21 protein-coding genes are annotated in these 25,392 nt (G+C 61.1%); 13 read left to right on the forward strand and 8 right to left on the reverse strand.

The window, feature by feature from the left end; genetic code table 11:
- The first annotated feature begins 166 nt into the window (after positions 1–166).
- The gene (pdxB, locus tag RHM60_RS23735; RefSeq protein ID WP_322212961.1) at positions 167–1,309 is read left to right on the forward strand and encodes a 4-phosphoerythronate dehydrogenase PdxB; all 1,143 of its coding nucleotides are present in this window, start codon (positions 167–169) and stop codon (positions 1,307–1,309) included.
- A 57-nt stretch (positions 1,310–1,366) separates the two neighbouring features.
- Here pdxB and RHM60_RS23740 read toward each other — a convergent pair whose 3' ends face one another.
- A complete protein-coding gene (locus RHM60_RS23740) occupies positions 1,367–1,534 on the reverse strand; it encodes a PA1571 family protein (RefSeq protein WP_209990085.1) in 168 nt (55 codons plus the stop codon).
- 243 nt (positions 1,535–1,777) lie between these two features.
- On the opposite strand from RHM60_RS23740, the gene RHM60_RS23745 reads away from it, so the two are divergent.
- A complete protein-coding gene (locus RHM60_RS23745; protein WP_322212962.1) occupies positions 1,778–3,535 on the forward strand; it encodes an ABC transporter transmembrane domain-containing protein in 1,758 nt (585 codons plus the stop codon).
- Between the two features lie 275 nt (positions 3,536–3,810).
- On the opposite strand, the gene RHM60_RS23750 is transcribed toward RHM60_RS23745, so the two are convergent.
- Positions 3,811–5,739 (reverse strand): transglycosylase SLT domain-containing protein, encoded by a 1,929-nt coding sequence (locus tag RHM60_RS23750; RefSeq protein WP_209990091.1) that lies wholly within the window; start codon positions 5,737–5,739, stop codon positions 3,811–3,813.
- A 213-nt stretch (positions 5,740–5,952) separates the two neighbouring features.
- On the opposite strand from RHM60_RS23750, the gene RHM60_RS23755 reads away from it, so the two are divergent.
- Positions 5,953–7,875: an ATP-binding cassette domain-containing protein gene (locus RHM60_RS23755; protein WP_322212963.1), complete on the forward strand. Its 1,923-nt coding sequence runs from the start codon at positions 5,953–5,955 to the stop codon at positions 7,873–7,875.
- 95 nt (positions 7,876–7,970) lie between these two features.
- Here RHM60_RS23755 and RHM60_RS23760 read toward each other — a convergent pair whose 3' ends face one another.
- On the reverse strand, positions 7,971–8,411 hold the full coding sequence (locus RHM60_RS23760) for a universal stress protein (protein WP_043047503.1): 441 nt from the start codon (positions 8,409–8,411) through the stop codon (positions 7,971–7,973).
- 105 nt (positions 8,412–8,516) lie between these two features.
- Here RHM60_RS23760 and RHM60_RS23765 point away from each other — a divergent pair, with 105 nt between their 5' ends.
- From RHM60_RS23765 to RHM60_RS23795, 7 genes are all read left to right on the forward strand, one after another.
- Entirely contained in the window at positions 8,517–8,954 is a 438-nt protein-coding gene (locus RHM60_RS23765; protein WP_209990100.1) for a hypothetical protein, read from the forward strand.
- A 481-nt stretch (positions 8,955–9,435) separates the two neighbouring features.
- The gene (fadB, locus tag RHM60_RS23770) at positions 9,436–11,583 is read left to right on the forward strand and encodes a fatty acid oxidation complex subunit alpha FadB (protein ID WP_209990103.1); all 2,148 of its coding nucleotides are present in this window, start codon (positions 9,436–9,438) and stop codon (positions 11,581–11,583) included.
- Between the two features lie 30 nt (positions 11,584–11,613).
- A complete protein-coding gene (fadA, locus tag RHM60_RS23775; RefSeq protein ID WP_003234046.1) occupies positions 11,614–12,789 on the forward strand; it encodes an acetyl-CoA C-acyltransferase FadA in 1,176 nt (391 codons plus the stop codon).
- A gap of 96 nt (positions 12,790–12,885) precedes the next feature.
- Positions 12,886–13,122 carry a DUF1653 domain-containing protein gene (locus tag RHM60_RS23780; protein WP_322212965.1) on the forward strand — a complete coding sequence of 79 codons (237 nt, stop codon included), beginning with the start codon at positions 12,886–12,888 and terminating at the stop codon, positions 13,120–13,122.
- 114 nt (positions 13,123–13,236) lie between these two features.
- Complete coding sequence (gene topA / locus RHM60_RS23785; protein WP_322212966.1) at positions 13,237–15,858, forward strand: type I DNA topoisomerase; 2,622 nt, start codon at positions 13,237–13,239, stop codon at positions 15,856–15,858.
- A 115-nt stretch (positions 15,859–15,973) separates the two neighbouring features.
- Complete coding sequence (locus tag RHM60_RS23790) at positions 15,974–16,495, forward strand: DUF6586 family protein (RefSeq protein ID WP_322212967.1); 522 nt, start codon at positions 15,974–15,976, stop codon at positions 16,493–16,495.
- Between the two features lie 252 nt (positions 16,496–16,747).
- A complete protein-coding gene (locus RHM60_RS23795) occupies positions 16,748–16,981 on the forward strand; it encodes a hypothetical protein (RefSeq protein WP_209990112.1) in 234 nt (77 codons plus the stop codon).
- A gap of 58 nt (positions 16,982–17,039) precedes the next feature.
- Here RHM60_RS23795 and sulA read toward each other — a convergent pair whose 3' ends face one another.
- Together sulA and lexA are read right to left on the reverse strand one after the other, a co-directional pair.
- Positions 17,040–17,513: an SOS-induced cell division inhibitor SulA gene (sulA, locus tag RHM60_RS23800; protein ID WP_209990116.1), complete on the reverse strand. Its 474-nt coding sequence runs from the start codon at positions 17,511–17,513 to the stop codon at positions 17,040–17,042.
- A gap of 8 nt (positions 17,514–17,521) precedes the next feature.
- Positions 17,522–18,130 carry a transcriptional repressor LexA gene (gene lexA, locus RHM60_RS23805; protein ID WP_003172575.1) on the reverse strand — a complete coding sequence of 203 codons (609 nt, stop codon included), beginning with the start codon at positions 18,128–18,130 and terminating at the stop codon, positions 17,522–17,524.
- Between the two features lie 263 nt (positions 18,131–18,393).
- Between lexA and RHM60_RS23810 the strand changes: the two genes are divergently transcribed.
- Both RHM60_RS23810 and nagZ read left to right on the forward strand, forming a co-directional pair.
- Positions 18,394–19,101 carry a TetR/AcrR family transcriptional regulator gene (locus RHM60_RS23810; RefSeq protein ID WP_003234056.1) on the forward strand — a complete coding sequence of 236 codons (708 nt, stop codon included), beginning with the start codon at positions 18,394–18,396 and terminating at the stop codon, positions 19,099–19,101.
- 135 nt (positions 19,102–19,236) lie between these two features.
- Positions 19,237–20,247, forward strand: a complete 1,011-nt coding sequence (gene nagZ, locus RHM60_RS23815; RefSeq protein WP_322212972.1) for a beta-N-acetylhexosaminidase — start codon at positions 19,237–19,239, stop codon at positions 20,245–20,247.
- Positions 20,248–20,344: 97 nt separating this feature from the next.
- On the opposite strand, the gene RHM60_RS23820 is transcribed toward nagZ, so the two are convergent.
- Positions 20,345–20,593 (reverse strand): hypothetical protein, encoded by a 249-nt coding sequence (locus tag RHM60_RS23820; protein WP_322212973.1) that lies wholly within the window; start codon positions 20,591–20,593, stop codon positions 20,345–20,347.
- A gap of 66 nt (positions 20,594–20,659) precedes the next feature.
- Here RHM60_RS23820 and RHM60_RS23825 point away from each other — a divergent pair, with 66 nt between their 5' ends.
- A complete protein-coding gene (locus RHM60_RS23825) occupies positions 20,660–21,208 on the forward strand; it encodes a hypothetical protein (RefSeq protein ID WP_322212975.1) in 549 nt (182 codons plus the stop codon).
- An 894-nt stretch (positions 21,209–22,102) separates the two neighbouring features.
- Here RHM60_RS23825 and RHM60_RS23830 read toward each other — a convergent pair.
- Positions 22,103–24,808, reverse strand: a complete 2,706-nt coding sequence (locus RHM60_RS23830; protein WP_322212976.1) for a DEAD/DEAH box helicase — start codon at positions 24,806–24,808, stop codon at positions 22,103–22,105.
- Between the two features lie 9 nt (positions 24,809–24,817).
- Positions 24,818–25,384: a CsiV family protein gene (locus tag RHM60_RS23835; protein WP_209990132.1), complete on the reverse strand. Its 567-nt coding sequence runs from the start codon at positions 25,382–25,384 to the stop codon at positions 24,818–24,820.
- Positions 25,385–25,392 lie beyond the last annotated feature (8 nt).

The raw sequence follows: 25,392 nt of genomic DNA on the forward strand, positions 1-25,392 counted from the left end.
TCAAAGGCAAGGCGCAAGGACCGCGGATTCTACGCGTTGACGCAATGGTCAGGAAAAAACCTGTGTTGGGGATTTGTAAACGGCATCGGCCTGAGGTGGGAGGGGTTCTTCAGTGTGAGTCAGATCGCAAGGCTGTACACTGCCGTTCCGCCAAAGGAGCCCCGCCATGCTGATTGTTGCCGACGAGAATATTCCGCTGCTCGATGAGTTTTTCCAGGGCTTTGGTGAGATTCGCCGCGTGTCCGGCCGCGCCATCGACCGCGCCACGGTCGAGCAGGCCGACGTGCTGCTGGTGCGCTCGGTGACTAACGTCAATCGGGCCTTGCTCGAGGGCAGCCACGTCAAGTTCGTCGGCACCTGCACCATCGGCACCGATCACCTGGACCTCGACTACTTCCAGCAGGCCGGCATTCACTGGTCCAGCGCCCCCGGTTGCAACGCGCGCGGCGTGGTGGACTACGTGCTCGGCAGCCTGCAGACCCTGGCTGAAATCGAAGGCGCCGACCTCGCCCAGCGCACCTACGGCATCGTCGGTGCCGGTGAAGTGGGCGGGCGGCTGCTCAAGGTGCTCAAGGGGCTGGGCTGGAACGTGCTGGTGTGCGACCCGCCACGGCAGATCGCCGAAGACGCAGACTACGTGAGCCTGGACCAGATCATCGAGCAGTGCGATGTGATCAGCCTGCACACGCCGCTGATCAAGTCCGGCAATGGTGCAACCTGGCGCCTGTTCGATCGCGAGCGTCTGCGGCAGCTCAAACCTGGCACCTGGCTGATCAACGCCAGCCGCGGCCCCGTGGTGCACAACGCCGGCCTACGCGAGGTGCTGCTGGAGCGTGAAGACCTGCAGGCCGTGCTGGATGTGTGGGAGGGCGAACCGGAAGTGGACGTCGACCTGGCCGACCTCTGTGTACTGGCGACGCCGCATATCGCCGGCTACAGCCTGGACGGCAAGCAGCGCGGTACGGCGCAGATCTATCAGGCGTTGTGCGCGTACCTTGGCCAGGCGCCCGGCATTGCCCTGAGTGACCTGCTGCCGCAGCCGTGGTTGGCCGAGGTGCAGTTGAATGCATCCACCGACCCGGCCTGGGCACTGGCCACGCTGTGCCGCAGCGTGTACGACCCGCGGCGCGATGATGCGGATTTCCGCCGCAGCCTGGTGGGAACCGTGCAGGAGCAGCGCAAGGCCTTCGACCTGCTGCGCAAGCATTACCCCGAGCGCCGCGAAATCGATGGCTTGAAGGTGCGGATCAATGGCCAGTCGCCGGTGCTGTCGAACATTGCGCGCGCGTTGGGCGCCGAGGTCGTTTAAGCGCCCATAAAAAACCCGGCCATCAAGGCCGGGTTTACAAGAGCGTTGGCGCTCGCCTCATTGGGCAGGCTTGACCAATCGCTGCTCCAGTTCGCTGCAGGCTTGCTGGATCATCTCTTCGGTAATCTGTACTTCGCGGCCCTTGGCGTCGATATACGAGCAAGGCAACTGCTGCGGTTGGCGGATCACTTCAATCTTGGCATTGCTGCTGTTTTGCAAGGTCATGGCCTGTCTCCTCATCAGGTTGTGTCCCTATTCTAAAACCCCCGCGTGACCGCGCTGTGACAACTCCCTGCACACTCACCGGTTCGAACGACAAGTGCACCAGAAACCACCATGGATTTCCAGTCGCGCGTTAGACCGATAGCCTCTAGGAGCCCGGTTCGCTGGGCATAATTAACCTGACTCATTGTTATTCGGCCAAGTTCCCCCAATGTTGAGTACAGGTTCCCCATCGGTAATGCCCTCATGTTCTCAGTCCGTCAACGCCGTGCGATTCGCCTGGCCAGTCGCTTTATCGCGCCCTATCGCTGGCAGGCGCTCGGTGCCTTGCTGGCGCTGATCGTTACCGCTGGCATCACCTTATCCATGGGGCAGGGTATTCGCCTGTTGGTGGACCAGGGTTTCATGACGCAATCCCCGCACCTGCTCAATCAGTCCATCGGCCTGTTCATGCTGCTGGTGCTGGGCCTGGCAGTGGGCACGTTTGCGCGGTTCTACCTGGTGTCGTGGATCGGCGAGCGGGTGGTGGCGGACATTCGCCGGCAGGTGTTCAACCACCTGATCTACCTGCACCCAGGCTTCTATGAGAACAACCGCAGCTCGGAAATCCAGTCGCGCCTGACCACCGACACCACCTTGCTGCAATCGGTGATCGGCTCGTCGCTCTCGCTGTTTTTGCGCAATGCGCTGATGGTCATCGGCGGCATCGTGCTGCTGTTTGTCACCAACCCCAAGCTCACCAGCATCGTGGTGGTGGCGCTGCCGCTGGTGCTGGCGCCGATCCTGGTTTTCGGGCGGCGTGTACGCAGCCTCTCGCGGCAGAGCCAGGACCGCATAGCCGATGTGGGCAGCTACGTGTCCGAGACCCTCGGCCAGATCAAGACGGTGCAGGCCTACAACCACCAGGTGCAGGACGAGCAGCGCTTCGCCGTGACCGTGGAAGAGGCTTTCGCCACCGCGCGCAAACGCATCGCCCAGCGTGCCTGGCTGATTACCCTGGTGATCATGCTGGTGCTCGGTGCCGTGGGCGTGATGCTGTGGGTGGGCGGCATGGACGTGATCAACGGGCGCATTTCCGGGGGCGAGCTGGCGGCGTTCGTGTTTTACAGCCTGATTGTCGGCAGCGCCGTCGGCACCCTGAGCGAAGTGCTCGGTGAGCTGCAGCGCGCCGCCGGTGCGGCCGAGCGTATCGGTGAGTTGTTGCAGTCGAGCAACGAGATTAAAGCCCCGGTGGAGGGCACGGTGCGCTTGCCGGAGCGTGTCAGCGGGCGCCTGGAATTGCAGGACCTGCGCTTTGCCTACCCGTCGCGCCCGGACACTTACGCCATCGACGGCTTGAGCCTGAGCATCAACCCCGGCGAAACCCTGGCACTGGTCGGCCCGTCCGGCGCGGGCAAGTCGACGCTGTTCGACCTGCTGCTGCGTTTCTACGACCCGCAGCACGGTCGCATTACGCTTGAAGGCCACGCGCTGACCGAACTCGACCCTCTGGACCTGCGCCGCCACTTCGCGCTTGTTTCACAGAACCCGGCGCTGTTTTTCGGCAGCGTCGAAGACAACATCCGCTACGGCAATCCGTCCGCCACCCGTGAACAGGTTGAGGCCGCGGCGCGTATCGCCCATGCCCACGACTTCATCCTGCAAATGCCCGACGGCTACCAGACGCACCTGGGCGAAAGCGGGCTGGGCCTGTCCGGTGGCCAGCGCCAACGCCTGGCCATTGCCCGCGCGCTGCTGGTGGACGCACCGATCCTGCTGCTGGACGAAGCCACCAGCGCCCTCGACGCCCAGAGCGAACACCTGATCCAGCAGGCGCTGCCGCAACTGATGCAGGGCCGCACCACCCTGGTGATCGCGCATCGGCTGGCGACGGTAAAGAATGCGGACCGGATTGCGGTGATGGACCAGGGCAAGCTGGTGGCGGTGGGCACGCACCAGCAGTTGATTGCGAGCAATGCGCTGTACGCGCGCTTGGCGGCGTTGCAGTTCAGTGTGGACACGTAGTGCCACGCTTGTGGATACACTGAAAATCCAATGTGAGAGCCCCACGTTTCAGGCAGCCACACACCTGTGGCGAGCGGGCTTGCCCCGCGTTAAGGTGCGAAGCGCCCCCAATCAAGCAAAACGCGGTGTACCTGATACGGCTCAGCGCCTGGCTTTGGGGCTGCTGCGCAGCCCAACGCAGGACAAGCCTGCTCGCCACAGGGAATCTGCGCTTAACTGAACGGCATTAGGGCAAGCCCCGCTCGCCACGATAAGCGCGCTTTCACATTTGGCTATTACTGATCGTCGAAATAGCGCTCATGCCAATCCACCAACGGCTGTGGCGAATTGAGCTTCTGTCCGTAGATCACCGAATAAGACAGCACGTTTTGCACATACTGACGGGTTTCGTCGAACGGGATGCTTTCCACCCACACGTCGAAACTCAGGTGGTCGGCACCGCGCAGCCACTGGCGTACGCGGCCTGGGCCGGCGTTGTAGGCGGCGGAGGCGAGCACGCGGTTGCCGTTGAACTGGCTGTGCACCTGGCTCAGGTAGGCGGCGCCGAGCTGGATGTTCTTGTCAGGGTCGAGCACCTGGGCCGGTGAGGCCAGGGGGATGCTGAATTTGCGCGCGGTCTCCTTGGCGGTGCCCGGCATCAGTTGCATCAGGCCGCTGGCGCCGACGCCGGAGCGCGCGTCGTCCATGAACGCGCTTTCCTGGCGGGTGATGGCGAACACCCAGCTCGAATGCAAGCCACGCACTTTGGCTTCGCGCACCAGGGTGTCGCGGTGGGCCATGGGGAAGCGGATGTCCAGGTCATCCCAGTACTGCGCCTGGCTGATGGTGCGGATCGCCGGGAAGTACCATTTCATGTCGTAGGCCAGCCTGGCCTGGGCGACCATTTCATCGCGGTTGAAGTGACGGCTGACGTGATACCACTCGCGGCGCCCGTCGACGATCTGGCCACGCGCATAGAACTCCATTGCGCGGCGCACGCCCGGTGTATTGCGCACCTTGTTCATCAGCGCCTGGCTCATCACCAGCGGTTTGTTGGTGAGCTGGTACGGCGACCTGGAGCGGTCGGCGGCGAGGAAACCGTAGAAATCCCGTTCCTTGGCGACGTTTTTGTACAGCACCATGGCTTGCGGATTTTTCGGCTCGGCCAGTTCCAGGCTGCGGGCCTGCCAGTAGCGCCAGCGGTTAGTGGTGGCCAGGTCCTGTGGCAGTTTGCGGGTGAGCTGGTAGGCCTCTTCCCAACGTGCCAGGCGCAGCAGCAGGCGCAGGCGCCATTCGGATACCGTGTTGTCGCGCAGTTCGGGGTCGTACTGGGTCATCACGTCAAGGGCGCGCGGGTCATAGCGGCGGGCCAGGGTCAGGCCGATTTCGCGGGCGATCGACACTTTTTCGTCACGGGAAAAGTGCATGCTGCTGGCGTAGCCGTCGAGCAGGGCCATGGCCTTGTCCGGGTCCTGGCGTGCCAAACGACGCAGGCCCAGGCCCACGGCATCGGACATGGCCTCGTTGGCCGGCAGGAAGCGTGACGGGTCGCTGAGCATGTCGGGCTTTTGCGCCACATCCACCATCAAGCGGCCCTGGGCGCCGAGGGTGGGCAGGGTTTTCACCAGGCTATTGGCCAGCGCGTAGTTACGCGCTTCGGCGGCGAGCTTGGTGCGGTCCCAGATTTTCTGTTCGGTAAGTTGCCCGGCTGCCGCCCACTGGCCGAAGGTGACATCACAGGCGGAGGGTTGGGTTTTGCCGGTCATCCACAGCTTTTCGGCGGTCTTGTAGCCTTCGGCCTTCAGGTTGTGGGTGAGCTGGTATTGGCCGTGCAGGCAGTCCAGCTCAACAAAATTGAGCTTGGTGTCGTAGTACTTTTCAAAAGTCTGCCAGTCGCCACGTTCGGCGAGCCAGCGCAACCAACGTAGCTTCATCCAGTTGGCCTGGGGCAGGTCGCCGTTTTTGGCGAGGAACTGCTCGATTTCCTCGTTGCTCGCGCTTTTAAGGCGCGCGGTCAATTCGTCATAGGCCAGGTAGGGCGTCAGCGGATAGTCGGCCAGCGCCTGGCTGTATTGCATGTAGGGGCCGGTATCGCCCTTGGCCAGCGCACGTTTGGCTTCATCGTAGTATTGACGTTGGGTGGTGAGGTCCACGGCCTGGGCGGATTGGGCGGCGGTGGCGGAAAGAAGCAGACAGGATAAAAAGTTGAAAAGGCGACTGCGCATGAGACGTCCGTGCAGAGAAATCACGACTAGCACCGGCACCGCCGACACTGATTGCCCCTAGCTTAGCCTTTTGCCAGCGACCGGCGAAAGCTTTGCCGGGAGGTTCGTTGAAGTTCGACGGAAATGCCCTACAGAACGTGTCGACATCGAAAAAGCCGGCCGCATCCCACCCTCAACTCAGGTAGAATGCGCGCCCGGTTTTTGGAGAAGTGTATGACCCTGCTCAAATTCAGCGATGTGTCCCTTGCTTTCGGCGCTATGCCGTTGTTGGACAAGGTGTCCTGGCAGATCGCCCGTGGTGAGCGGGTGTGTATCATCGGCCGCAACGGCACCGGCAAGTCGAGCATGATGAAGCTGGTAAAGGGCGATCAGAAGCCCGATGACGGCTCTGTCTGGCGCGCTCCGGGCCTCAAGATCGGCGAATTGCCGCAGGAATTGCCGGTGGCCGACGGACGGACAGTGTTCGACGTGGTCGCCGAAGGCCTCGATGGCGTGGGCGAGTTGCTCGCGCAATACCATCACCTGGCGCAGAACTGCGTCACCGAAGAAGACCTGGACAAGCTGATGCACGTGCAGCAGGCGCTGGAAGCCCGTGACGGCTGGCGCTTGCAGCAACTGGTCGACAGCACCCTCAGCCGCCTGCAGTTGCCGGCCGACAAGACCCTTGCCGAGTTGTCCGGCGGCTGGCGTCGTCGCGTACTGCTGGCCCAGGCGCTGGTGTCCGAGCCGGATCTGCTGCTGCTCGACGAGCCGACCAACCACCTGGACATCGGCGCTATCGCCTGGCTTGAAGAGGCCATCAAGGACTTCCAGGGCGCCGTGCTGTTCATCACGCACGACCGGGCGTTCCTGCAGAGCCTGGCCACGCGCATCCTCGAGCTGGACCGTGGTGGTCTGATCGACTGGAACGGCGACTACGCCAGCTTCCTGGTGCACAAAGAGGCTGCGCTGTCCGCTGAAGAAACCGCCAATGCGCTGTTCGACAAGAAGCTGGCCCAGGAAGAAGTCTGGATCCGCCAGGGCATCAAGGCGCGCCGCACCCGTAACGAGGGCCGTGTGCGCGCACTCAAGGCCTTGCGTGTTGAGCGTGGTGAGCGTCGCGAGCGTACCGGCAAGGCCAATATCCAGCTGGACACCGCCGACAAGTCGGGCAAGCAGGTGATGGTGCTGGAGAACGTCAGCTTCCATCACCCGGGCGGTCCGTTGCTGATCAAGGACTTCTCCATGGTGCTGGCACGCGGCGACCGTATCGGTCTGCTGGGCGCCAACGGCACCGGCAAGACCACCTTGCTCAAGCTGATGCTCAATGGCCTGCAACCGACCAGCGGCAAGGTGGAAGAGGGCACGCGTATCGACGTGGCCTACTTCGACCAGTTGCGTCACCAGTTGGACCTGGAAAAAACCGTGATCGACAACGTTGCCGAAGGCCGCGACTTTATCGACATCGACGGCCAGAGCCGCCACGTGCTGAGCTACCTCGGCGACTTCCTGTTCAGCCCCCAGCGTGCGCGCACGCCGGTCAAGGCGTTGTCCGGCGGTGAGCGTGCGCGCCTGTTGCTGGCCAAGCTGTTCAGCAAGCCGGCCAACCTGCTGGTGCTCGATGAACCGACCAACGACCTCGACGTGGAAACCCTCGAACTGCTGGAAGAAGTGCTGCTGACCTTCAACGGCACCGTACTGATGGTCAGTCACGACCGGGCATTCCTCGACAACGTGGTCACCAGCACGCTGGTCTTCGAAGGTGAAGGCAAGGTGCGTGAATACGTCGGTGGTTATCAGGACTGGCTGCGCCAGGGCGGCTCGCCGCGTCTGCTGGGCGTGACCGAGAGCAAGTCCGGCAAGGCCGACCTGACCTCCGCCGTGGTTGCACCGGTGGCGGCCGCACCTGCGCCCGCGCAGGACGCAGCGCCGGCGGCCAGGAAGAAACTCAGCTACAAGCTGCAGCGCGAGCTGGAAGCCTTGCCGGGAGAGATCGAGGCCAAGGAGCAGCAGATCGCCGCAGTCGAAGCAGAAATGGCTGATGCGGGTTTCTACCTGCGCCCGGCGGCAGACACCGCCAAGGTCATCGCCTCCCTGGAGACGTTGAACCAGGCGCTGGAAGTGCTGGTTGAGCGTTGGGCCGAGCTGGATGCCTGAGTGATTGCTGGGCAATAAAAAACCCGGTGTTCATTTGATGAACACCGGGTTTTTTATATGAAGTGCGATTCAAAATGTGGGAGGGGCCATCGGTCTTACGAATTTTTTACCAGCTTGACGGCCAGTACATCGCACGGCGCGCCGTGCAGTACATCATTGGCAGTAGAGCCCAGCAACAACGCCAAACCGTGACGACCGTGGCTACCCACCACGATCAAGTCGCACGCCTTTTCCTTGGCCAAGTGGTGGATTTCCTGGCGCGGTTGGCCGTATGTCAGGTGGCAGTCTTCCTTTTTCAGGTGAGGGTATTTGAGAATCAAACGGTCCAGGCGCTCCTTGGCCTGGTCAAATTGTTGTTGCTGCAACTGGGAAAGGTCCATCGGTACGTCACCGCCAAAGGCCATGGCCATGGGCTCGACGATATGCACCAGCGACAATATGGCGCCATTGGCCAGTGCAGATTCCTGCGCGCGCTTGATCACCGGATCGCACTCTTCGGTCAGATCGACAGCGACCAGAATATGTTTGTAGGGCATGAGGCGTTCCTCCAAGGGACTGCAATAAGTTCAGTATGGCTGCTTTCAAGCGGATGGGGTTGCGTCAGGTCAAATCCGCTCATCTAGAAATTCGGGAGTACACATATGACGGTGTGGATAGTGGTGTCAATCCTTGCGGTGGTTTTAAGCCCCCTGGCTTGGCTGCGCCCATCGCGCCAGCAGAGCGGACGCATGGCCCTGCGCATGGAGGCGCGACGCATCGGCCTGGCCATGCAACTGGCGCCGCAGGAGTGGCCGCACTGGCTCAAGCACGAGCCGCCAAGCCCGTGTGCGCAGTATTGCCGGCCACGACGCGGCAGTGCGCCGGCCCTTTGGAGCTACTGGCAGCTGGAGCCAGGCGTGTGGGTCAACCAGTGGCGCGAGGTGTGCGTGGAGGAGGCCTTGCTGGCGCATTTTGCAACGCTGCCGGCCAATGTCTACAAGGTCGAAGCGGACAAGCAGATGATCGCCGTTTACTGGGGCGAAAAGGGCGCGGCGAGTGTACTCAGAGACATCGACGCGTTGCTCAAGGCCCTGGCATGAACGCCGCGCGATAAAAAGCCCGACATTCATCATCGGGCTGGAGTTGGCCAGGCAGGCCGGTAATGCTATTTGTCGCGTCGGATGTTCATCCTGGCGCAGTAAGGTACTCGCTAGCCTAGCGGGCTTACCTGTTCTGTACAGCCCTTTTGCATAATCCCTGCATTATTGATTCAGTGAATAATTGAATATTCCCTCTGTGCGGGGCTAGGGTTGTGGTTCCTGAAATGACTGGAAAGTCGTGTTTTTCCTGGCCTTTGGAGCGATTGACAATTGCCCGGAATTGGATGAAGGTGGCGTACCCAAATCAAACGGGCGTATGAATTGAGCGTTTGTCTGTCAGATGCTTCATACATAATCCCGACTATCGCATTGGCGGGTGTGCCTGGCGGATGGGCGTGAACATTGGGCAAAACCTCAATGTCCAACCCTAGGCCAGCGTCCAGTGTGTACTGTTCAGCTTCCATATCGTGGAGATCAGTTGATGATTTACGAAGGTAAAGCCATCACGGTTAAGGCTCTTGAAAGTGGCATCGTCGAATTGAAATTCGACCTCAAGGGTGAGTCCGTCAACAAGTTCAACCGTCTAACCCTGAACGAACTGCGTCAGGCCGTAGACACCATCAAAGCGGATGCTTCGGTCAAGGGCGTGATCGTCTCCAGCGGCAAGGACGTGTTCATCGTCGGCGCTGACATCACCGAATTCGTCGACAACTTCAAGCTGCCCGATGCGGAGCTTGTGGCCGGCAACCTCGAAGCCAACAAGATTTTCAGCGATTTCGAAGACCTCAACGTACCCACCGTTGCCGCGATCAACGGCATCGCGCTGGGCGGCGGCCTGGAAATGTGCCTGGCCGCAGACTTTCGCGTGATGTCGGCGACTGCCAAAGTCGGCCTGCCCGAAGTCAAGCTGGGCATCTACCCGGGCTTTGGCGGCACCGTGCGCCTGCCGCGCCTGATCGGTGCCGACAACGCCATCGAGTGGATCGCCGCCGGTAAGGAAAACAACGCTGAAGACGCACTGAAAGTCGGTGCCGTCGATGCTGTGGTTGCCCCGGACAAGTTGGCTGAAGCTGCGCTGAACCTGATCAAGGGCGCCATCAGCGGCGAATTTGACTACAAGGCCAAGCGTCAGCCGAAGCTGGAAAAGCTCAAGCTCAACGCCATCGAGCAAATGATGTCGTTCGAAACCGCCAAGGGTTTCGTGGCGGGTCAGGCCGGCCCTAACTACCCGGCCCCGGTTGAAGCGATCAAGACCATTCAGAAGGCGGCGAACTTCGGTCGCGACAAGGCCCTGGAAGTGGAAGCGGCCGGTTTCGTCAAACTGGCGAAGACCTCGGCGGCTCAGAGCCTGATCGGCCTGTTCCTGAACGATCAGGAACTGAAGAAAAAAGCCAAGGCCTACGACGAGATCGCCAAAGACGTGAAACAGGCTGCCGTACTCGGCGCCGGGATCATGGGCGGCGGTATCGCCTATCAGTCGGCGTCCAAGGGCACGCCGATCCTGATGAAAGACATCAACGAGCACGGTATCGAGCAAGGCCTGGCGGAAGCCGCCAAGCTGCTGGTCGGCCGCGTGGACAAAGGTCGCATGACCGCGGCGAAAATGGCTGAAGTGCTTAACGGCATTCGTCCTACGCTGTCTTACGGTGACTTCGGTCACGTCGATCTGGTGGTCGAAGCCGTCGTCGAAAACCCGAAGGTCAAGCAGGCCGTACTGGCCGAAGTGGAAGCGCAGGTCAAGGACGACACCATCCTGGCCTCCAATACCTCGACCATTTCCATCACGCTGCTGGCTCAGGCCCTCAAGCGCCCGGAAAACTTCGTCGGCATGCACTTCTTTAACCCGGTGCACATGATGCCGCTGGTGGAAGTGATCCGTGGCGAGAAGTCCAGCGAGCTGGCCGTTGCCACCACCGTGGCCTACGCCAAGAAAATGGGCAAGAACCCGATTGTGGTCAACGACTGCCCGGGCTTTCTGGTCAACCGCGTGCTGTTCCCCTACTTCGGCGGTTTCGCCAAGCTGGTCAGCGCCGGCGTGGACTTTGTGCGCATCGACAAGGTGATGGAAAAGTTCGGCTGGCCCATGGGCCCGGCGTACCTGATGGACGTGGTCGGCATCGACACCGGCCACCACGGTCGCGACGTGATGGCTGAAGGCTTCCCGGACCGCATGAAAGACGACCGCCGTTCGGCGATCGACGCGCTGTACGAGGCCAAGCGCCTGGGCCAGAAGAACGGCAAGGGCTTCTACGCCTACGAGGCCGACAAGAAGGGCAAGCAGAAGAAAGTGGCCGACCCGTCGGTGCACGAAGTGCTGGCGCCGGTCATCTACGAGCAGCGTGAGGTGTCCGACGAGGACATCGTCAACTGGATGATGATCGCCCTGTGCCTGGAAACCGTGCGCTGCCTGGAAGACGGCATCGTCGAAACCGCCGCCGAAGCCGACATGGGCCTGGTGTACGGTATTGGTTTCCCTCCGTTCCGTGGCGGTGCGCTGCGTTACATCGATTCGATCGGTGTGGCCGAGTTCGTTGCCCTGGCTGACAAATACGCTGATCTGGGCCCGCTGTACCACCCGACCGCCAAGCTGCGTGAAATGGCCAAAAATGGCCAGAGCTTCTTCGGTTAAGCGCCCCCGGACATTAGAGCGAGACTATTTATGAGCTTGAATCCAAGAGACGTCGTGATTGTCGACTTCGGTCGCACCCCGATGGGCCGCTCCAAGGGCGGCATGCACCGCAACACCCGCGCCGAGGACATGTCGGCGCACCTGATCAGCAAATTGCTGGAGCGCAACGTCAAGGTCGACCCCAACGAAGTCGAAGACGTGATCTGGGGCTGCGTCAACCAGACCCTGGAGCAGGGCTGGAACATCGCGCGCATGGCGTCGTTGATGACCCAGATCCCTCACACTGCAGCGGGCCAGACCGTGAGCCGCCTGTGCGGTTCGTCGATGAGCGCGCTGCACACCGCCGCGCAGGCGATCATGACCGGCAACGGTGATGTATTCGTGGTCGGCGGCGTGGAGCACATGGGCCACGTGAGCATGATGCACGGCGTCGATCCCAACCCGCACATGTCGCTGTACGCGGCAAAAGCGTCGGGCATGATGGGCCTCACCGCAGAAATGCTCGGCAAGATGCACGGCATTACCCGTGAAGCCCAGGACGCGTTTGGCCTGCGTTCCCACCAGCTCGCCCACAAGGCGACCGTGGAAGGCAAGTTCAAGGATGAAATCATCCCGATGAACGGTTACGACGAGAACGGTTTCCTCAAACTGTTCGACTACGACGAAACCATTCGTCCGGATACCACCCTGGAAAGCCTGGCGGCCTTGAAGCCGGCATTCAATCCGAAGGGCGGCACCGTGACGGCCGGTACGTCGTCGCAAATCACCGACGGTGCCTCGTGCATGATCGTGATGTCCGCGCAGCGTGCCCAGGACCTGGGTATCCAGCCGATGGCGGTGATTCGTTCAATGGCTGTGGCGGGTGTGGACCCGGCGATCATGGGCTATGGTCCGGTTCCGGCCACGCAAAAAGCCTTGAAGCGCGCAGGCCTGACCATCGCCGATATCGACTTCTTCGAACTCAACGAAGCTTTCGCCGCACAGGCCCTGCCGGTGCTGAAAGATTTGAAAGTGCTCGACAAGATGAACGAGAAGGTTAACCTGCACGGCGGCGCAATTGCCCTGGGTCATCCGTTTGGTTGCTCCGGTGCACGTATCTCCGGTACTTTGCTTAACGTGATGAAGCAAAATGGCGGCAACCTGGGTGTTGCAACCATGTGCATTGGTCTTGGCCAAGGCATCTCCACCGTCTTCGAACGCGTCTAAGCGTTGCTTGGCGGAACGCCGGGGCCCAGTGCCCCGGTTTTTGTTTTTTGGCGTTTTGTAATATTTTTTTTACGAATTTTCTAAGGGGGCCGCAGCATGAAAGTCGAACCAGGGCTCTACCAGCATTATAAAGGTCCGCAATACCGTGTTTTCAGTGTGGCGCGGCACTCCGAAACCGAAGAGCACGTGGTGTTTTACCAAGCACTGTATGGCGATTACGGCTTTTGGGTGCGTCCCTTGAGCATGTTCGTGGAGTCCGTCGAAGTTGACGGCGAGCAGGTCCCGCGCTTTGCTTTGGTGCAGGCCGAACCCAGTCTTTTTTCAGGGCAATAACGGCAGGTCGCGCAGAGTGCTGCGCTTGACCTCACCTTGTTGCCACTATATATAGCGTTGCCGCGTCAGGCGCCAACTGCCTTTCACTTCTCGAATTCAGGAATTTTCCGATCCATGGGCAAATCGCTGGTCATTGTGGAATCCCCGGCTAAGGCCAAGACCATCAACAAGTACTTGGGCAACGAGTACGTGGTGAAGTCGAGTATCGGCCATATCCGAGACCTGCCCACCAGCGGTTCGGCTAGCGCCAGCAAGGAGCCTGCCGCCAAACGCGGCAAGGCCGCCGCGGGCGAAGGTCCGGTACTCACGCCAAAAGAGAAAGCGCGCAAGCAACTGGTCTCGCGCATGGGTGTGGACCCGGATCATGGCTGGAAGGCCAAGTACGAAATCCTTCCGGGCAAGGAAAAGGTCATCGAAGAGCTGCGCCGGCTCGCCAAGGATGCCGACACCATCTATCTCGCGACGGACTTGGACCGCGAAGGGGAAGCCATTGCCTGGCACCTGCGCGAAGCCATCGGTGGTGACGACAGCCGCTACAAGCGGGTGGTGTTCAACGAAATCACCAAGAAAGCCATCCAGGAAGCGTTTTCCAAGCCGGGCGAGCTGGACATCGACCGTGTCAACGCCCAGCAGGCGCGTCGTTTCCTCGACCGTGTGGTGGGTTACATGGTTTCGCCACTGCTGTGGGCGAAGATTGCCCGTGGCCTGTCCGCCGGTCGGGTGCAATCGGTAGCGGTCAAGCTGGTGGTGGAGCGTGAGCGCGAGATCCGTGCGTTCAACCCCGAAGAGTACTGGGAAGTCCACGCGGACCTCGGCACCGCCAAGGGCAACAATGTGCGCTTTGAAGTGGCCCGCGAGAAAGGCGAGGCGTTCAAACCACTGAACGAAACCCAGGCCATGGCCGCGCTGGAGAAGCTCAAGGCCTCCAGCTACAGCATCGTCAAGCGTGAAGACAAGCCGACCAGCAGCAAGCCGTCCGCGCCGTTCATCACCTCCACGCTGCAACAGGCCGCGAGCAACCGCCTGGGCTTCGGTGTGAAGAAAACCATGATGATGGCCCAGCGTCTGTACGAAGCTGGCTACATCACCTATATGCGTACCGACTCCACCAACCTGTCCCAGGACGCGGTGACAATGGCGCGTACCTATATCGAAAGCGAATTCGGCAAGAAGTACCTGCCGGAGAAGCCGAACGTCTACAGCAGCAAGGAAGGCGCCCAGGAGGCTCACGAAGCGATTCGTCCTTCCGACGCCAACACTGAGCCGAGCAAGCTGAGCGGCATGGAGCGCGACGCCGAGCGCCTGTACGAGTTGATCTGGCGCCAGTTCCTGGCATGCCAGATGCTGCCTGCGCAGTACCTGTCCACCACGGTGAGCGTGGGTGCCGGCGACTTCGAGCTGCGTGCCAAGGGCCGCATCCTCAAGTTCGACGGCTACACCCGCGTGATGCCGCAAATCGCCAAACCGGGTGATGACGATGTACTGCCGGACATGGCCCAGGGCGACACGCTGAAGCTGATCAAGCTCGACCCGTCCCAGCACTTCACCAAGCCACCGGCCCGTTACTCGGAAGCCAGCCTGGTGAAAGAGATGGAAAAACGCGGCATCGGTCGTCCTTCGACCTACGCGGCGATCATCTCCACCATCCAGGACCGTGGCTACGTAGCGCTGCACAACCGTCGCTTCTACTCGGAAAAGATGGGCGATATCGTCACCGAGCGTCTGTCCGAGAGCTTCTCCAACCTGATGGACTACGGCTTTACCGCCGGTATGGAAGAGAACCTCGATGACGTGGCCCAGGGCGAGCGCGACTGGAAAAACGTGCTGGACGAGTTCTACGGCGACTTCAAGAAAAAGCTCGAAGTGGCCGAAAGCCCTGACACCGGCATGCGCGCCAACCAGCCGGTGATGACTGACATTCCGTGCCTGACCTGCGGCCGGCCAATGCAGATTCGTACCGCGTCCACCGGCGTGTTCCTCGGCTGCTCGGGCTACAGCCTGCCGCCCAAGGAGCGCTGCAAGGCTACCGTTAACCTGGTTCCGGGCGATGAAATCGCCGCCGATGACGAGGGTGAGTCCGAGTCGCTGGTGCTGCGTGGCAAGCATCGCTGCCCGATCTGCAGCACGGCGATGGACGCTTACCTGCTGGACGAGAAGCACAAGCTGCACATCTGCGGTAACAACCCGGATTGCAACGGTTACGAGATCGAAGAGGGCACCTACCGCATCAAGGGCTATGAAGGCCCGAGCCTGGAGTGTGACAAGTGCGGCAGTGAAATGCAGCTCAAGACCGGCCGTTTCGGCAAGTTCTTCGGTTGCACCAACCCGACCTGCAAGAACACCCGCAAGCTGCTTAAAAGCGGTGACGCAGCGCCACCGAAGATGGACCCGGTGAAGATGCCCGAGCTCAAGTGCGAGAAGGTCAACGACACCTATATCCTGCGCGACGGTGCGTCGGGGCTGTTCCTGGCGGCCAGCCAGTTCCCGAAAAACCGCGAGACCCGTGCACCGCTGGTGCTGGAAATCGTGCCGCACAAGGACGAAATCGATCCCAAGTACCACTTCCTGTGTGAAGCGCCGAAGAAGGACCCGGATGGTCGTCCAGCCGTGATCCGCTACAGCCGCAAAACCAAGGAGCAGTACGTGCAGACCGAAGTGGACGGCAAGCCGACTGGCTGGAAAGCCTTCTACGACGGTGGCAAGTGGAAGGTGGAGGACAAGCGCCAGGGCGCTTGATTCGCTAGTCTGTTAAGGTTGAAAGCCGTCTGTATAGACGGCTTTTGCTTTTTGTAGGAGCGAGTTTGCTCCCACACTGTCAGCATCAGGCTTATTCGTTGTGGAGATTGCCGTCATGGCCAACGAACTCTATACCCGTACCAACCAGAAAATTTACTTCGCGGGTTTGTCCCTGGAAGCCCTCGGCCGTGCCGAGCAAGGCAAAGAGATGAACGCTATCGCGCTGACCCAGGCCGGTCGGGAAGCTGCCTTGTTTCATCTGTATGGTGCGTTACTGGGGCTGTGCCATGAAATCGCCGGGTACTACCGTCTGCCGCAGGCCGGTGCGCCCCGTGCGGAATTGATCATGACCCGTGAAGTGCTGGAGAATATGGCTATTCCCGAGCTGGCCGAGTTGGTGGAAATGGCCCAGAGCCCGGACAGCTGGATAGCGCGCCTGCTCAAGGCTCATGCCGACATGTTCCAGCCGCCGCGTGTGCCTCACGTGCCCAAGGGGGATGTGACACAGCCGTTGATTGTGGCTATTTCGCTGGAAGACGATGAGCCCAAGCCGTTGAGCCGTGAGGAGTTGGAAAGCTGGCGCCAGGAGCTGAAAAAGCTGGCGTTGCGCTTTCGCGAAGGTTTGAACGAGTGCTGAAACGGCGTCACTGATGCTCACAGATAAAAGCTGTGGGAGGGGGCTTGCTCCCGATAGCAATGTGTCAGCAATGGAGATATCGACTGACATACCGCTATCGGGAGCAAGCTCCCTCCCACCGTTCGATTGTGTTTTTCGTATTTCTTGCGCTAAAGCGCCATTCATCAAGCCGTAAAGAAACCTCTTCAGTTCCACAGCGAAGCCGGGTGGATGACTGATATAATCCCGGCCTTTCGTGGAGAACAGATTTTTATGCCGACGTCCTTTCTGGAAATTGTTGAACTGCCTGACGGCCGCATCGAACTGCGCCGGGCTGAGGACGAAGGTTCTCTGGTTATTCTGGACTTTTCCGAGGACGCCAAGGTGTTCCTGCAAGGCCAGCACGTGGAAGTGGCGAAAGCCATGTTGAGCGTGGGTGTGCAGATGGCCGGTCGTCTGGCGGAAGGTGAGCCGGAGAAAGACGATGGCCCGAAGGTACTTCACTGAATCACTGCCAAGACTGAATGGATTTTTGTGGCAAGCCCGCGTGCCACAAAAACCCCGTTTACCCCAGTCGAATATTCAAACTCTGCGCATCACCCATGCGAGCAGCACTGATCAGTTGCTGTTTGGTTGTCGGGTTCAACGGATTCAACCAGCTCACCACCGTATGGCTACGGCCCAGGCGCAATGCTTCGCAGGTTAACTGCTGTGCGCTTTGCAGGCCGCGTGGCTGCAGCAACAGGATGCGCTCGCGATTAAGGCCGGCGTCCCGCAGCCAGGCCTGAGTAAGGCTGGCGGGCGGGGCGATCAGCGTCAACCAGCGCGCGTCCTGCTCCTCGCTCAATTCCCGAAGGATCGGCGCCAGCAGGCTCAGGCAGTTCCCGGCAGCACCGCGCAACGACAATTCACTGAACGCCTCGGCCTCGGACCCCCACGGGGCCTCGACCGTTTCCTTGAGCAGCGGCGCAAGTGGTTGAGCCATGAAGGCCTCAAACAGCGACAGTTGTGCCTGTTGCGGGGTGTGCATGAACTGCATGATGCCTCCTAGCGGCGTATGACGCCGACACTCAAGCCTTCGATCACCAGGTCCTGATCTTTCAGGTTCACTTCAATCGGGGCGAACTCAGGGTTCTCTGCCAGCAGCCAGACCTTGCTGCCTTCACGCTTGAAGCGCTTGACCGTCACTTCATCGCCGATACGGGCGACGACGATCTGGCCGTTACGCGCTTCGCGGGTGGTGTGCACTGCCAGCAGGTCACCGTCGAAAATGCCCACGTCCTTCATGCTCATGCCATGTACCCGCAGCAGGTAGTCGGCGCGAGGGTGGAAGAAAGTCGGATTGATGTTGCAGGATTCCTCGACGTGCTGCTGCGCAAGGATCGGCGCACCGGCAGCGACTCGGCCAATGATCGGCAGGGTCGACTCGTCGGCCTTGGCTTCAAAACCGGGGATGCGGATTCCCCGTGAAGCGCCTGGGGTCATCTCGATCGCGCCTTTGCGGGCGAGGGCCTTGAGGTGTTCTTCTGCGGCATTGGGGGATTTGAACCCCAGTTCCAGCGCAATTTCCGCTCGCGTCGGCGGGTAGCCGTTGTCATCGAGGCAGCGCTTGATAAAAGCCAGAATCTCAGCTTGGCGTGGCGTCAGTTTTAGCATGTTGATCGCTCTGTCTTTTTATACAGTGACTGGGATTATATACAGTGGACTGCGCTTGGCAATCATCCTTTTCCACACCGCCGCTGGACGGTCATTCGGCAGGCTTCCCACAAGGCAGAGATAGCGCTGCCTACACACCGTCAAGGATGTGATTAAATACCGGTGAAAAAGGTGACTGCCCGGCCGGAAAACGAACTCACAGGCTTGACAAGACATACCTTGAAACGTATGTTTCAAACAAGTGTTTGTCAGGCGGAGTAGCCATGGCCCAGTCGGAAACCGTTGAACGCATTCTCGATGCCGCCGAGCAATTGTTCGCGGAAAAAGGATTCGCCGAAACTTCATTGCGCCTGATCACCAGCAAGGCCGGGGTTAACCTGGCCGCAGTGAACTACCATTTCGGCTCGAAAAAAGCCTTGATCCAGGCGGTGTTTTCGCGCTTTCTGGGGCCGTTCTGCGCCAGCCTCGACCGCGAGCTGGAGCGCCGCCAGGCCAAGGCCGACCACAAGCCGAGTCTGGAAGACCTGTTGGAGATGCTCGTCGAGCAGGCCCTGGTGGTTCAACCGCGCAGCGGAAACGACCTGTCGATCTTCATGCGCTTGCTGGGCCTGGCGTTCAGCCAGAGCCAGGGCCACCTGCGTCGTTACCTTGAAGACATGTATGGCAAGGTGTTCCGTCGCTACATGTTGCTGGTCAACGAAGCCGCTCCGCGCATTCCGCCCATCGAACTGTTCTGGCGCGTGCACTTCATGTTGGGCGCGGCCGCGTTCAGCATGTCAGGGATCAAGGCACTGCGTGCGATTGCCGAGACCGATTTCGGCGTCAACACCTCCATCGAGCAAGTGATGCGCCTGATGGTGCCGTTCCTGGCCGCCGGCATGCGCGCCGAAACCGGTGTCACCGACCCGGCCATGGCTGACGCCCAACTGCGCCCACGCAGCAAAACTGCACCCGTGCCCGCCAAGGTTTGACCGCTGCGGGTGTGCTTGGCTGCTTGCATCCGCTAAAGTAGCCGCCATGCCGATTTCAGCTATTTACTCGCACCCCGTCGTGCTCACCGTACCTGGTGAGGGCGACGGGGTGTGCGCGTTATTAAAGGAAGGTTTATGACTGCTGCCCTGCAAGGTTCTTTGATGGTCGACGTTGCCGGCACATGGCTGACGGCCGAGGATCGCCACTTGTTGCGCCAGCCTGAGGTAGGCGGTCTGATCATTTTTGCGCGCAATATCGAGCATCCGCGGCAGGTGCGTGAGCTGAGCGCGGCGATACGCGCGGTGCGTCCGGACCTGCTTCTGGCGGTCGATCAGGAGGGCGGTCGCGTACAGCGCCTGCGCCAGGGTTTTGTACGCCTGCCGGCCATGCGTGCGCTGGCGGACAACCCCAACGCCGAATACCTGGCCGAGCAGTGCGGCTGGATCATGGCCACTGAAGTGCTGGCGGTTGGCCTGGACCTGAGCTTCGCCCCGGTGCTGGACCTGGACTACCGGCGCAGCGCCGTGGTGGGCACCCGTTCCTTCGAGGGCGACCCCGAGCGCGCTGCCGTACTCGCCGGTGCCTTTATTCGCGGCATGAACAGCGCCGGTATGGCCGCCACTGGTAAACACTTCCCCGGCCACGGTTGGGCCGAGGCGGATTCCCACGTCGCCATTCCCAATGACGAACGCAGCCTGGAGCAGATTCGCGCCAATGACCTGGTGCCTTTCGCGCGGCTGAGTCGGCAATTGGCGGCAGTGATGCCGGCGCACGTTATCTACCCGCAGGTTGACGCCCAGCCAGCCGGCTTTTCGCGACGCTGGTTACAGGACATCCTGCGTGGCGAGTTGCAATTTGACGGCGTGATTTTCAGCGATGACCTGTCCATGGCCGGCGCCCATGTGGTCGGCGACGCCGCCAGCCGTATCGAGGCAGCGCTGACTGCCGGCTGCGACATGGGGCTGGTGTGCAACGATCGCGCGGCCGCCGAGCTTGCACTCACCGCCGCGCAACGGATGAAGGTCACGCCCTCTGCGCGCATTGCGCGGATGCGCGGCCAGGCAATTGCGTCGACGGACTACAAGCAGGACCCGCGTTGGATGCTGGCGACAGGTGCGCTGCGGGATGCGCAATTGATCGAGTGACAAGCGGTGTTTGTCCGCGGCTTCAAGTGTAGGAAGCCTCCGAATCAAGTGGCTGTACGTTCGTACTGGTAGGCAGGACATATCCGTCTTTATCTGTTTAACGGCCGGTGTAAAGTGTGTACCCATGAGCGATCTGATCAAACGTCTCGCTAGCCTGGACTGGCAGGATAACTTTACGCGTAGCACGCTTGAGCGTGCTTTTGACTATGCCGATGAAGGCCGCATTTAACTGGTCGAGGTCGGCGCCCAGCGACTCATTGCAAAATGCAGAGGCTCTGGCGGCAATGTCTATTCGGTGGTGATCACGCTGGCCGCCACAGGCGGCCCGGGCTTCAGCGATATGCATTGCGTGTGTTCCTGCCCTGTGGGGATGGACTGCAAACATGCTGCTGCCGTCTTGTTCGAGTTGAGCATGAACATGCTATCGAATGAGCAGGATGAGCGAGGAGAACCTGCGCAGGCACCGAGCGAGCGTCTTCATCCGCAGATCGAGCAATGGCTCAACACGATCCCTGCCACCACTCCCGCGATTGAGTCATTACCCAGAGGCAGCACCATCTGCCTGTTGTACCAGCTCAACCCGGGTGCTTATTCAAATCGCTGGTCGCTGAGCGTCTACCGCGCGCGCCCCCTGAAAAAGGGCGATTTCGGCGACATCAAGGCCCTGTATTCCCTCGATGAAACCCTGTCGCGCGCGCCGGCGTACATGTTGGAGGTGGAGAAGCGTATTTGTCGGTTGCTGTTGCTTGGAAGAGCCTATGGGCGGCACGGCAGCAGTTTTCCGCTGGAGGGGGAGGACGGCGCTGAAATTCTCAAGCTGGCGCTCAAGACCGAGCGCCTCTACCTGGACTTCGATGCTCAGTTGCCCCTGAACGCAGGCGCCACGCGTGTGGCTCATTTCAACTGGGCCGTGCAATCGGACGGCAGCCACCGACCGCAGTGGCGAGCGGGCTTGCCCTAATGCCGTTCAGTTAAGGAAATTTTGATTGTTCCCACGCGTGGGAACGACCAAGAGGGCTCTTGTGGGCTTATTGTGGCGAGCGGGCTTGCCCCGCGTTGGGGTGCGAAGCGCCCCCAATCGAGCAAAACGCAGTGTACCTGATACGGCTCAGCGTCTGGTTTTGGGGCTGCTGCTCAGCCCAACGCAGGACAAGCCTGCTCGCCACAGGGAATCTGCGCTTAACTGAACGGCATTAGGGCTTGCCCCGCGTTGGGGTGCGAAGCGCCCCCAATCGAGCAAAACGCGGTGTACCTGATACGGCTCAGCGTCTGGTTTTGGGGCTGCTGCGCAGCCCAACGCAGGACAAGCCTGCTCGCCACAGGGAATCTGCGCTTAACTGAACGGCGTTAGGGCTCGCCCCGCGTTGGGTTCGCAGCCCCCCCCAATCAAGGACAACGCGGTCTGTCTGAGACTGCGCGGAGCCTGGTTTTGTGGCTGCTTAGCAGCCCAACGCGGGGTTAGCCCTAATGCCGTTCAGTTAAGGAAAATGTGTGGGCTTATTGTGGCGAGCGGGCTTGCCCCGCGTTGGGGTGCGAAGCGCCCCCAATCAAGCAAAACGCGGTGTACCTGATACGGCTCAGCGCCTGGATTTGGGGCTGCTGCGCAGCCCAACGCAGGACAAGCCTGCTCGCCACAGGGAATCTGCGCTTAACTGAACGGCATTAGGGCTTGCCCCGCGTTGGGGGGCGAAGCGCCCCCAATCAAGCAAAACGCGGTGTACCTGATACGGCTCAGCGCCTGGATTTGGGGCTGCTGCGCAGCCCAACGCAGGACAAGCCTGCTCGCCACAGGGAATCTGCGCTTAACTGAACGGCATTAGGGCTCGCCCGCTCGCCACAGAACCGCTCTATCCGGTCAACGCTTTTCCTGTTTATTGGGCAACGGCGCAAACAACGCCTCAATATCGTCATTGCCCAACTGCCAATCCCCGGTGGTTCGGCCGTCCAGTACGCCCGCCGCCAGATCCGACTTTTCCTTCTGCAGGTGCTGGATTTTCTCCTCCACCGTGCCCCGCGCAATCATCTTGTACACGAACACCGGCTTCTCTTGCCCGATGCGGTATGCGCGATCGGTGGCCTGGTTTTCGGTGGCCGGGTTCCACCACGGATCATAGTGGATCACGGTGTCGGCTTCGGTCAGGTTCAACCCCACGCCGCCGGCCTTGAGGCTGATCAGGAATATCTGCAACTTGCCGCTCTGGAAGTCCTTGACCGGCGTGCGCCGATCCCGGGTCTGGCCGGTGAGCAAGGCGTAGGCGATCCCGCGCTGTTGCAGCTCCACTTCGATCAGGCTCAGCATCGAAGTGAATTGCGAGAACAGCAGCACCCTGCGCCCCTCGGCAAACAACTCATCGAGCATCTGCATCAGGCTGTCGAGCTTGCCCGAGCTGCTGCCATGGGCGGGCAGGCTGGCGTCGTTGACCAGGCGCAGGTCACAGCACACCTGGCGCAACTTCAGCAGCGCCTCGAGGATGATGATCTGGCTGCGCGCCACGCCCTTGCGGGTGATCTCGTCACGGACTTTCTTGTCCATGGCCAGGCGCATGGTTTCGTACACGTCGCGCTGCGCCTCGTTGAGATCGACCCAATGAATGATCTCGGTCTTGGGCGGCAATTCGGTGGCCACCTGTTCCTTGGTGCGCCGCAACAGGAAGGGTTTGATCCGACCGTTGAGGTGCTGCAAGCGCACCTCACTGGCGCGCTTTTCGATGGGCACGCGGTAATCACGATTGAAGCTTTTGACGTCCCCCAGCCAGCCCGGCAGCAGGAAGTGGAACAGCGACCACAACTCGCCCAGGTGGTTTTCCAGCGGCGTTCCGCTCAGGCACAGGCGCTGGCGTGCATTCAGCTCGCGTGCCGCCTGGGCCGCCTTGCTGTTGGGGTTCTTGATGTACTGCGCTTCATCGAGGATCAGCACGTGCAAGGGCAGGGCGGCGAGCTGTTCGATGTCCTTGGGCAGCAGCGCATAGGTGGTCAGCAGCAGGTCGTAGTCCTGCAGGCTCTGATCCTTCGAAGGCACGAAATATTTCTTGCGCCCGGCGCCGTACAGCGCCAGCACCTTGAGTTGTGGAGTGAAATGCGCGGCTTCGTCGAGCCAGTTGGGAATCAGGCTGGTGGGCATCACCACCATGCACGGCCGGTCCAGGCGCCCGGCGGCCTTTTCCGTAAGGATATGCGCCAGGGTTTGCAGGGTTTTGCCCAGGCCCATGTCATCCGCCAGAATCCCGCCCACGTCCAACTGGCGCAGTGACTGCATCCAGCTCAGTCCCTCCAACTGGTACGGGCGCAGCGTCGCATTCAAGCCTTGGGGCGCGACGCAGGTGAAGTCCTTGATGTCGCGCAGGCGCTGGGCAAAGTTGCGAATCTTTTCGCCGCCTTCCCATTGCAGCGGCAGGTCTTGCAACGGGTTCAAGCGAATCGCGTCGGCCTTGGCCAGGCGCAGCGTGGTGGTGCCCGGCTCCTGCAGATAGAACTCGCCGAGGGTGGCCAGCACCGGTTTGAGTCGACCGTACGGCAGCGCCACCTGCAGCGGTCCGTGGCCGTTGGGCAGGCCGGGAATATTCACCAGGATCAGCTCTTCATCGCGGCGCCGCGCCAGTTTCTCCGGGTTGAGAATTTCGGTGTGGGAGCGCATCAGGTTCAGCAGAATCGGCAGCAGGCTCAGGCGTTCGCCGTTGACGATGATGCCCAGCTCCAGGTCGAACCAGTCGCGCTCCGGCGCTTCGTCGACGCTGGCGTACCAGTCGTCTACCGGGCTCAGGTCGAAGCCGAAATCCTCATCGATCTGCAGCTCCCAGCCCTCGGCGCGCAAGCCTGGCGATGCATTGAGGGTGAAGTTCAGCCAAGCGCTGTCGTTGACCATCTCGAACAGTTCGCCGGCGCTTTCCGGCAGTGCCTTGCTCTGGCGCGTGGCGATCTTGAAACCGAGCTGGCGCAGGCGCTCGCGATACGGTTGCTCAAGCTCCGGGTGGCGTTTGATGCGCAGGCTCCGGGTTTCCTGGCGTACGATGATGTCGGCGTTTTTCTGCCCGCTGACGTAGTTGCCCAGGTAGTTGAACGACAACGCCGCACGGTGCTGGATGTAGCGCTGCATCTTGCCGTTGCGCGGCTCGAACGCGCTGAACTCGACACTGGCCAGCCACAGGCGCGGCACCGGCAGCACATCCTCCTTCACCACCTGCGGCAGCACCACGCGGTTGTCGAGCACGGCCTGCAATTTACCCAGCAGCTCGGCGTCCTGCACCGCCGCCGGGTAATCCAGGGTTTCCTGGACCTTGAGCAACACCGCAGCGATGTGTTTGCAATTGGTGTGGACCGGGCAGGTGCAGCGGCTGTCCACCAGGATCAGCATGCCCTTGGCCGACTCACGCAACGAGATGGTCTGGCGATAGACGTTGCCGCCCGAGCCCTCGCAACTGGCGACGATGGTGCTGTCGCCGGATTCGACGATGCGCACGCGGTTTTCCAGCGCATACCGCCGGCCGCGCTCCAGGCTTTGCTCCTTGAAGCGGTTGGCCCACGAGGGGGCCAGGGGCTTGGTCAACGACGGCGTCAGGGACATGGCGCAGGATCAGTCCTGAAGGCCCGGCGGAGGCGCACTGGGGGGCTTGGCGGTCAGCGAAGTGATCTTGATCAGCAACGCCAGGTGGCCGCCGTCCAGGTAGTTGAGCTGATTGTTCTTGGTGCGCACGTCTTTCTGGGCCAAGTGTTCGCTGGCGATCACGCTGCCGTTGGCGTCGAACTGGTTGATCCAGAAGTCCGCGTCGATGTCGGTAAAGCGCCCCAGTTGCAGGCGCAGCACGCCCTGGAGGGGGAACTGGCCGAACTGTTCGGCGCCGTCGGTGATCGCGATTTTTACCGGTTGCTCACCGAGGTTCTGCTCCCAGGCCTTGTGCGCCAACACCGTGTAGCTTGAGTCGGCGCGCAGCTTGTCGACGATGGTGCCCAGGCGCGGCGGGCTCATCCGCTCGCCCAGGCGCGGTGCGCCGGCGTCCCAGTCTTCCGCGGCGGGGCGGCTGTTGATCAGCGGTTCCGCGTTCTGGCGCACCAGGATCATTTCGACCTGGTAGGGGCTGTCGGCCAATGCCGCAGGCGCCACAACCACCAGCAACAGGCTCAAGATGCGGAACAGGCGCATGGGGGCGT

This window comes from Pseudomonas sp. MH9.3 (assembly GCF_034354675.1).
In the GTDB taxonomy this organism is placed as follows: Bacteria; Pseudomonadota; Gammaproteobacteria; order Pseudomonadales; family Pseudomonadaceae; genus Aquipseudomonas.

Bases quoted from the DNA above. Each gene is read 5' to 3' on its own strand.
- RHM60_RS23795 (WP_209990112.1), top strand. From the start codon at position 16,748: ATGCCGACGTCCTTTCTGGAAATTGTTGAACTGCCTGACGGCCGCATC.
- pdxB (WP_322212961.1), top strand. From the start codon at position 167: ATGCTGATTGTTGCCGACGAGAATATTCCGCTGCTCGATGAGTTTTTC.
- RHM60_RS23745 (WP_322212962.1), top strand. From the start codon at position 1,778: ATGTTCTCAGTCCGTCAACGCCGTGCGATTCGCCTGGCCAGTCGCTTT.
- RHM60_RS23790 (WP_322212967.1), top strand. From the start codon at position 15,974: ATGGCCAACGAACTCTATACCCGTACCAACCAGAAAATTTACTTCGCG.
- RHM60_RS23825 (WP_322212975.1), top strand. From the start codon at position 20,660: ATGAACATGCTATCGAATGAGCAGGATGAGCGAGGAGAACCTGCGCAG.
- RHM60_RS23820 (WP_322212973.1), bottom strand. From the start codon at position 20,593: ATGCATATCGCTGAAGCCCGGGCCGCCTGTGGCGGCCAGCGTGATCAC.
- lexA (WP_003172575.1), bottom strand. From the start codon at position 18,130: ATGCTAAAACTGACGCCACGCCAAGCTGAGATTCTGGCTTTTATCAAG.
- RHM60_RS23740 (WP_209990085.1), bottom strand. From the start codon at position 1,534: ATGACCTTGCAAAACAGCAGCAATGCCAAGATTGAAGTGATCCGCCAA.
- RHM60_RS23765 (WP_209990100.1), top strand. From the start codon at position 8,517: ATGACGGTGTGGATAGTGGTGTCAATCCTTGCGGTGGTTTTAAGCCCC.
- RHM60_RS23750 (WP_209990091.1), bottom strand. From the start codon at position 5,739: ATGCGCAGTCGCCTTTTCAACTTTTTATCCTGTCTGCTTCTTTCCGCC.
- fadA (WP_003234046.1), top strand. From the start codon at position 11,614: ATGAGCTTGAATCCAAGAGACGTCGTGATTGTCGACTTCGGTCGCACC.
- nagZ (WP_322212972.1), top strand. From the start codon at position 19,237: ATGACTGCTGCCCTGCAAGGTTCTTTGATGGTCGACGTTGCCGGCACA.
- RHM60_RS23835 (WP_209990132.1), bottom strand. From the start codon at position 25,384: ATGCGCCTGTTCCGCATCTTGAGCCTGTTGCTGGTGGTTGTGGCGCCT.
- RHM60_RS23810 (WP_003234056.1), top strand. From the start codon at position 18,394: ATGGCCCAGTCGGAAACCGTTGAACGCATTCTCGATGCCGCCGAGCAA.
- RHM60_RS23760 (WP_043047503.1), bottom strand. From the start codon at position 8,411: ATGCCCTACAAACATATTCTGGTCGCTGTCGATCTGACCGAAGAGTGC.
- RHM60_RS23830 (WP_322212976.1), bottom strand. From the start codon at position 24,808: ATGTCCCTGACGCCGTCGTTGACCAAGCCCCTGGCCCCCTCGTGGGCC.
- fadB (WP_209990103.1), top strand. From the start codon at position 9,436: ATGATTTACGAAGGTAAAGCCATCACGGTTAAGGCTCTTGAAAGTGGC.
- RHM60_RS23755 (WP_322212963.1), top strand. From the start codon at position 5,953: ATGACCCTGCTCAAATTCAGCGATGTGTCCCTTGCTTTCGGCGCTATG.
- RHM60_RS23780 (WP_322212965.1), top strand. From the start codon at position 12,886: ATGAAAGTCGAACCAGGGCTCTACCAGCATTATAAAGGTCCGCAATAC.
- sulA (WP_209990116.1), bottom strand. From the start codon at position 17,513: ATGCAGTTCATGCACACCCCGCAACAGGCACAACTGTCGCTGTTTGAG.
- topA (WP_322212966.1), top strand. From the start codon at position 13,237: ATGGGCAAATCGCTGGTCATTGTGGAATCCCCGGCTAAGGCCAAGACC.